This window comes from Pseudoxanthomonas sp. LjRoot204_2 (assembly GCF_056175765.1).
Window position 1 is genome coordinate 1 of the sequence record NZ_JBGFFG010000147.1, and the last position, 7,602, is coordinate 7,602.

At 70.0% G+C, this 7,602-nt stretch carries 9 protein-coding genes; 4 read left to right on the top strand and 5 right to left on the bottom strand.

Annotated elements, in window-relative coordinates; all coding sequences use genetic code 11:
* From AC04L7_RS08700 to AC04L7_RS08710, 3 genes are all read right to left on the bottom strand, one after another.
* Positions 1-562, bottom strand: a 562-nt coding sequence (locus tag AC04L7_RS08700; RefSeq protein ID WP_475512840.1) for a hypothetical protein, incomplete at its 3' end; no start/stop codon positions are given.
* Positions 477-821 (bottom strand): hypothetical protein, encoded by a 345-nt coding sequence (locus AC04L7_RS08705; protein WP_435995915.1) that lies wholly within the window; start codon positions 819-821, stop codon positions 477-479. The genes AC04L7_RS08700 and AC04L7_RS08705, both read right to left, overlap by 86 nt.
* A gap of 66 nt (positions 822-887) precedes the next feature.
* Entirely contained in the window at positions 888-1,805 is a 918-nt protein-coding gene (locus tag AC04L7_RS08710) for an AEC family transporter (protein WP_435995913.1), read from the bottom strand.
* 187 nt (positions 1,806-1,992) lie between these two features.
* Between AC04L7_RS08710 and AC04L7_RS08715 the strand changes: the two genes are divergently transcribed.
* From AC04L7_RS08715 to AC04L7_RS08730, 4 genes are all read left to right on the top strand, one after another.
* Complete coding sequence (locus AC04L7_RS08715) at positions 1,993-2,652, top strand: alpha/beta hydrolase (protein ID WP_435995911.1); 660 nt, start codon at positions 1,993-1,995, stop codon at positions 2,650-2,652.
* Between the two features lie 20 nt (positions 2,653-2,672).
* Complete coding sequence (gene zapE / locus AC04L7_RS08720; protein WP_475512841.1) at positions 2,673-3,803, top strand: cell division protein ZapE; 1,131 nt, start codon at positions 2,673-2,675, stop codon at positions 3,801-3,803.
* A 3-nt stretch (positions 3,804-3,806) separates the two neighbouring features.
* Entirely contained in the window at positions 3,807-4,556 is a 750-nt protein-coding gene (locus AC04L7_RS08725; protein WP_435995907.1) for an SIR2 family NAD-dependent protein deacylase, read from the top strand.
* Between the two features lie 65 nt (positions 4,557-4,621).
* On the top strand, positions 4,622-5,293 hold the full coding sequence (locus tag AC04L7_RS08730; RefSeq protein ID WP_435995905.1) for a hypothetical protein: 672 nt from the start codon (positions 4,622-4,624) through the stop codon (positions 5,291-5,293).
* Between the two features lie 217 nt (positions 5,294-5,510).
* On the opposite strand, the gene AC04L7_RS08735 is transcribed toward AC04L7_RS08730, so the two are convergent.
* Positions 5,511-6,416, bottom strand: a complete 906-nt coding sequence (locus AC04L7_RS08735) for an alpha/beta hydrolase (protein ID WP_435995903.1) — start codon at positions 6,414-6,416, stop codon at positions 5,511-5,513.
* Positions 6,417-6,442: 26 nt separating this feature from the next.
* Positions 6,443-7,602 (bottom strand): ATP-binding protein (locus AC04L7_RS08740; protein ID WP_475512842.1); only part of this gene is annotated, 1,160 nt, incomplete at its 5' end.

Here is a 7,602-nt window from a genome sequence, read left to right on the forward strand (position 1 = left end):
GTGTGTAGATGCGCTTGCACGCGGACAGCGCATCGGCCGGCAGTCGCCCGACCTCCGCCCGGCAGCGCTGGGTGATCGGATAGAGCGCCGGCATCGCGAAAGCTGTATTGAGCGACATCACCATGATGCCGGCCAGGTCCTGTGGTGTGGCCGCGCGCCCCAGGCCGAAGTCGTCGCCCATCGCGGTGGCCAGGGCCGGCTCCAGCGGAGGTGCGGGCGCCTCGCGCAGTGCCGACAGCATCAGCACACCGAGGTCGTTGATCCGGGAGCGGTGGTGCGTTCCCTCTGCGGCCATCCGCCAGTAAGGGTCTGCCGCCACGCTGTCCTTGCGCACCACGGCATCCTGGTACGCCATCAGCAGGAGGTCGGTGTTGCCCGGATCGCCTGCCATCAGGCGCTGCAGCAGGCGGTCGCGATCGCAGGTGGCGCCCGTCACCGCGCAGGCATGCAGCAGGGTCCAGTCCACCAGCGGGTCGTCACCGCGGGTAGCGGTGTAGGCCGCCTGGATCCACGCGCGTGCCTGCGGCCTCGCGAACGATGCCTGCGCTTCGAGGCGCGACATCGGCTTCCGCAGGCCACAGCCAGCCTGCGACCAGCAGGTCACGCGGCGTGCCGCGCGCAGCCACCGTCCGCAGATGGGCCTCCAAATTCGCGCGCCAAGCGTCGTGCCAGGCCTGGTTGACCGCCGCCAGCGGCGGGGCATCGGTCGTGAGCTGCACGGGCGTTGCCGGCGGGGATTGCTGCTGCGCATTCACCGAACCCAGCGCGAACAACGACGCGGTCGCCACCAGCCACGCACCCCTCTTGCCTGCCTTGCGCATTGCCCACTCCTGTCGGAAACGAGCCGGCACCTTCGCGAGAAGCTTCGCGATGCGCCAACCGCGCGGTTACGCCACCAGCTTCCCCACCACCCACGCCCACATCGGCAGCGTCACCAGCGACAGCAGGATGCCGTAGCCGACCAGCGCCGCCGCCAGTCGCGGCGCGAGTTGATGTGAGATGGCGAGCGCGGCGGCGGTGATCATGGTCGGCATGGCGGACTCCAGCACGTTCGCCTGCAGCATCTCGCCGCGCATGCCGAAGGCCAGCGACAGCGGCACCGCCAGCGCCGGCATGACGAGCAGGCGCAACAGCAGGCCGACGGCGAGCGGCTTCAATTCGTCGCGCGGCAGTTTCAGCTGCAGGGTCAGGCCTACCGCCAGCATCACCAGCGGCAGCATGGCGTCGGCCAGTTTCTGCAGTGCCGAGCCGATCCACGCCGGCGGCTGCGCCGGCATCAGCGTCAGGGCGACCAGCAGCGCCCAGACCGGAGGGAACTTCACGATGCGCAGCCCGATCTCGCGCGGGGTAGGCGGCGCGTCGCCGCCGTAACGCGCCAGCACGTACAGCCCGAAGGTGGAGAGCAGCACGAAGGTGCCGAACTGGTCGTACACCACCGCGTACGGCAGCGCGTGTTCGCCCAGCAATGCGCGCACCATCGGGTAGCCGATGAAGCTGCTGTTGCACAGCGCCACGCACAGCAGCAGCACGGCGTGCTCGTCGCGGCGGAATCCGAACGCGCGCGTCGCCAGGGCCACCAGCGCCACGGTGGCGATTGTCAGGATCCACGGCGTGGCCACCACGCCAAGCACGGACACATCGACCTGAAGGCGCGGTACGTAGATCAGTACGGCGGCGGGCAGGCAGACGTACAGCACCACGCGGTTGAGGACGTCGGCGGCATTCGCGGGGAACACGCGCAGGTGCGCGAACACCGTGCCGAGGGCGAGCAGGGCCAGGATCAGGGCGAAGGCATCGAATGCCATGGTGCAGCGGGCGCGACGTGGGGACGGCAGGATCGCACAGCGCTGCGCGGGGCGCTGCGGGACCTTGGTAGCACGCGCGATCCCCCCTCATTCCGTCGGTGTCCGATCGCCGACGGCGGTTCACGCCGGAATGACCGACCGCGGAGAAGCGACATCCCCTTGCACATGCAAGGCTTATCATGGCGGCATGACCAACCCCGCATTCCCCACCACCTCCGGCGCGATCACCCTGGAAGGCCCTGAAGGGCCGCTGGAAGCCCATGTCGACTGGCCCGAGGAGGGCGAGCCCGTTGCGCCCATCACTGCCGTGGTCTGCCACCCGCTGCCCACGGAGGGCGGCACCATGCACAACAAGGTGGTGGTGATGGCCGCGCGCAGCCTGCGCGAACTCGGCGCGGTGTCGGTGCGCTTCAATTTCCGCGGCACCGGCGCTTCGGCCGGATTCTTCGACCATGGCGACGGTGAAAGGGACGACCTGCGCGCGGTGGTGGACTGGGTGCGCGAACAGCGGCCGGGCACGCAGTTGTGGCTGGCCGGTTTCAGCTTCGGCGCGTACGTGTCGCTGCGCGCGACGGACGCGCTGCAGCCGGACGCACTGGTCTTGATCGCGCCGCCCGCCGGCCGGTGGGATTTCGATGCGATCGTGCCGCCGACCTGTCCGTGGTTGGTGATCCAGGGCGAAGAGGACGAGATCGTCGAGCCGCAGGCGGTCTACGACTGGATCGATACCCTGAAGCAGCCACCTGAGCTGATCCGCATGCCGGAAACCAGCCACTTCTTCCACCGCAAGCTGATGGACCTGCGCGGTGCCATCAAGCACGCGATGAAAGGCTACGTGCCGGCGTGACGACGGACAACGCCGGAAACATGGCCGCGGCGCCGTCGCAGGTGTATGCGCGCGGCGCGGCGCAGGGCCAGTGGCAGGACGACCCCGCGCAGCATCCTGCGCTGGCCGAGCTGGACCGCATCCACACCGCGCTGCTCGCCGACGACGGCGCGCCCGGCCTGTTCGGTCGATTGTTCGGCAAGGCGCCGGAGCCGGTGAAGGGCCTGTACTACTGGGGCGAAGTGGGCCGCGGCAAGACCTTCCTGGTCGACCTGTTCTACGACAGCCTGCCGCTGCCGACGTATTCGGTCTCGCAGAACAAGGCGCACGGCGAGGGTGGCGGCAAGTACCGCACGCACTTCCACCGCTTCATRCGCGGCGTGCACGAGCGACTGCGCCTGCATGCCGGCGAAAGCGACCCGTTGGCGAAGATCGTGCGCGAGGTGCGCGGCAAGCTGCGCGTACTGGTGCTGGACGAGTTCTTCGTCACCGACATCGGCGATGCGATGCTGCTGGCGCGGCTGCTGGAGCGCATGTTCGCCGAGGGCATCACGCTGGTGACGACCTCCAATACCGCGCCGCAGAATCTTTACAAGGACGGCCTGCAGCGCGCGGGCTTCCTGCCGGCCATCGAGCTGCTGCAACAGCACTGCGTGGTGCTGCGCTCCGACGGGCAGGAGGACTACCGCCTGCGCGCGCTGACGCGGTCACCGGTCTACCGCACGCCGCTGGATGCCACCGCCGACGACTGGCTGGCGATGCGCTGGCGCGAACTCAGCGGCGGCGAGGCGGCGCACGGCGGCAACATCGAGATCGATAGTCGCAAGATCCCGGTGCGCGGCCAGGGCAAGAGCATCGCGTGGTTCGATTTCGCCTCGCTGTGCGAGGGTCCGCGCGGCACGACCGACTACATCGAGGTCTCGCACGAGTTCAACACCGTGCTGATGGGCGGCATCCCGCGCTTCGATGCGCTGAACGAGGATGCCGCGCGCCGCTTCGTGAACCTGATCGACGAGCTGTACGACCGCCACGTCAACCTGGTCTGCACCGCCGCGGAAGCGCCCACGGCGTTGTACTCCGGCACCCGCCTGCAGGGCGCGTTCGAGCGCACCGCCTCGCGCCTGATCGAGATGCAGAGCGCCGAATACCTGGCCACGCCGCACAAGGCCTGAGCCATGGACGCCGTGCCGACCGCGATCGCCTCCACGCTGCAGAGGACGATCAACGTGGGTGGCCGGCTCTGCGTGCTGACCGGCGCGGGCATGTCGGCCGAGAGCGGCATCCCCACCTTCCGCGGCACGCACGACAGCCTGTGGTCGCGCTTCGACCCGATGCGGCTGGCGACGGCCGAGGCCTGGCGCGAGGACCCCGCACTGGTCTGGGGCTGGTACCGCTGGCGCATGCAGGCGGTGCGCGATGCGCAGCCGAATGCCGGCCACCGCGCCCTCGCGGCGCTGGCGCAGCGCATGCCGCTGTCGCTGGTCACCCAGAACGTCGATGACCTGCACGAGCGCGCCGGCAGTGCCGTCGAGGCGCACGTGCACGGCAGCCTGTTCGCCTTGCGCTGCTTCGCCTGCGGCCACGCGCACACGATGCTCGACGACTACGTGGACGGCATGCAGCGGGTCGAGCCGATGCGCTGCACGGCGTGCGGCGACCGCATTCGTCCGGGCGTGGTGTGGTTCGGCGAAGCCTTGCCGGACGACGCGTGGGCATCTGCGGTGGACGCCGCCGAGCGTTGCACGTTGATGCTGGTGATAGGGACGTCGGGCCTGGTGTATCCCGCGGCCGGCCTGCCCGCACTGGCGCGACGCCACGGCGCGACCGTGGTGGAGATCAATCCGGAACCGACGGCGCTGTCCAAGGAGGTGGACCTCGTCTGGCGGGCGACCGCAGCGCAGGCCTTGCCATTGCTGGTCGGCTGAATCGCAGGCGCCGGCTTCACGCACGGCTTGCCAGACTCGGCGCACCGCTTGCGCAGGAGAGCGCCATGAAACCCATCGTCCGCATTCCCTTGTTTGCTGCCATCGCCGCCACGCTCCTCGTCGGCTGCGACCGCGCGCCGCAGCAGGAAGAGGTCGAGGCGGCGACACAAACTGCGGCCGAGATCGCCGATCCGGCACCGCCCGTGATCGGACGCGAAGCGCCACAGTTCCAGTTCTCCGACGACGACATCGGCATCGCGCTTGCGCCCACGCCAGGCTTCGCGCTGCGCCGCGAATTCACCCGCGACTATCTGTCCAACGGCGACTGGAAGACCTTCGCCGCCCCCGACGTGCGCGGCGAACCGCTGGTCGCGCTGGTGCTGGACGGATCGGACAAGATCACCGCCGCCGAATTGCGCATCGGCACCAGCACCGACAGCCACGCCCTCGTCACCTGCCTGGACCCGCCGGAAGGCGCGACCACCGAACCGCCCGATGAGGTACGCATCGACGGCCAGGCATTCCGTCACTTCCGTGCCAGCGACGCTGCGATGAGCCACTATCAGTCGGTGGACGCCTACCGCTCGGTACGCAACGGGCGTTGCCTCGCCATCGACCTGCTGATCGCCGGCACGCGTCCGGAGGTCTACGACCCGCCGGCGACGCCACCCTTCGACGAAGCGAACGCGCGTGCGCGGTTGCAGGAGGCGTTGGCTGCCGTGCGGATCATTCGCTGACGCATTGCTCACCCCCTTCTCCCCGCGTGTGCGGGGAGAAGGTGCCCGGAGGGCGAATGAGGGGCGCTGTTGGCGCAGATGCTTCCGCCAAGTAGCAGGCGCTGTTGATCGAACGCGGAATGATCTGGAGAGCTATCGGATTGCGGCTCCGTTCGCCCCTCACCCGCCTGCGGCACCCTCTCCCCGTTTCACGGGGCGAGGGAAACGTCGGTCAGCACTATTGCAACTGCTCCCGCACGAACGCATCCACCGCCTCGGTGTAATCGGAGGATGCGCCGAGCAGTCGATTCACCTCGCCATGCGAGAGATCCTCCGGCAGCACCTCCATCGCCACGCCCAGCGCCTTCCCCTTCTCCGCCATCGCGCGCCCCTGCGGGCATGCGTCCTGCCGCCGCGACGAGCAGACGAACAGCATCGGCACCGCGTCGCGCGTGAGCTGGTGGTAAGGCGAGGCGGCGATCCAGTCGGCCGGATTTCGGCCGAACGCTGCATCATAGATGCGCGGCAGTGGGGGCTTCTTCATCGTCAGCGGCACGTCGAGCGCGCCGCTGTCGAGCGAGACCACACCGCGCGGACGGGCGGCCCCCGCGTCGCGCCACAGCGTGGACGACGCACCCACCAGTGCGGCGAGGTGCGCGCCGGCCGAGTGGCCCATCAGCATCACGTTCGCCGGATCGGCGTTCCATGACGGCGCGCGCTTCTGCACGTCGGCCAGCGCGCGCGCGACGTCGCGGGCCTGGTCGATCGGCGCGGTGTCCGGTCGCATGCGGTAGTTGATCGAGACCAGCACATAGCCTTTCGGCAACCAGTACGCCGCCTTGTTCTCGACCACGCCCGGGTTGTCCTTGTTGCCGTTGGCCCAGCCGCCGCCGTGGACGAACAGGATCACCGGCGCGCGTTGCGGTTGCGCGGGAAGATAGACGTCGTAGCGTTGGCGCGGATCGTTGCCGTAGGACACATCGCGGACGGCGCGTGCGCCGGCCGGCAGCGTCGGCACACGCGCTGCGGGCTGGCGCGACGCATCGCGCATCTCCTGCAGGCGCTCACGGAAGGTCTGCGCGGCCAGCGGCAGCACGGCGAACAAGGCACAGGCCAGCAGGCCGGTACGGAACAGCGTCTTCATCGCATCACCTCGTGGGGACGTCCGGTTCAACCCGCGCGCAGCACCAGCTGGGCGCGCAGGCCGTGGGGGGTATTCGGCAGCAGGCGCAGTTCGCCGCCGTGCTGGCGCGCCACGCGGTCGACGATCGGCAGGCCCAGGCCGCTGCCGCCGCCCGCCTGGTCGTGGACGAAAGGCTGGCGCGCGCTCTCGGCCGCTTCGGCGGAGAGGCCGGGGCCGCCATCGGCCACCTCGACCACCCAGGCCGGTCCTTCTGCCCACAGCTGCAGCGACAACGGCAACGCGCCATGCCGCTCGGCGTTGACCAGCAGGTTCTCGACCGCGCGCAGCAGCGCCATCGGCTTGCCGGGCAGCAGGGCGTGCTCGGGCAGGTCGACGCGCCATGCTTTCGACGCCGCGGCAACCGCATGCCGACAGATCGCGGCGAGGTCGACGGTCTCGCTGCCCTCGTCGCGGCCATCGCGCGCGAACGCGATGAACTGGCCGAGGATGGCGTCCATCTCGGCGATGTCGCGATGCATGCTGCGGGTCAGTTCCGGATCGGTGTCCGGCACCATCTCCAGGGCGAACTGCAGGCGCGTCAGCGGCGTGCGCAGGTCGTGCGAGATGCCGGCCAGCAGCAGTGCGCGCTCTTCCGCCGCCGCGCGCACGTCGCGGCTGGCGTCACCCAGCGCCTGCGCCAGGTCCGCGACCTCGCGCGGGCCTCGTGCATGCACCGGCGGCGGTGCATCGCCCCGCACGATGGCCGGCGCGGCCRYGGCGAGCTGGCGTAGCGGTTGTACGAGCCGACGGGCGAAGTACGCCGCGGCCAGCCAGACCAGCACCACGCAGCCCACCAGCATCAGCACCGAGAAGCGGCGCATGCCGGTACCGGGGCGGTCGTACGCGAACGACACCCACAGCGGTTCGCGCGTGGCGGGTTTCAGCCAGATGACGCGCAAGCCGCGGCCGGCGTCCATCCGCAGTTCGCGACCGTCGCCCAGCGTGCCGACGGCCTGCTCGCGCAGTTCGCGCAGCAAGGGGGCGAAGCGCGGCCGGGCATCGGCGGGCGGCGTGCTGCGCACCTCCAGCCCGGCCGCCCGCAGCTGCGCGACCGTGCGCGCATGCGGCTGGTGTTGGTCGAGTGCTTCGACCACCTCGGCGAAGCCCTGCATCGCGCGCAGCAACTGGTCGGCGGCAGGCCGCGTGG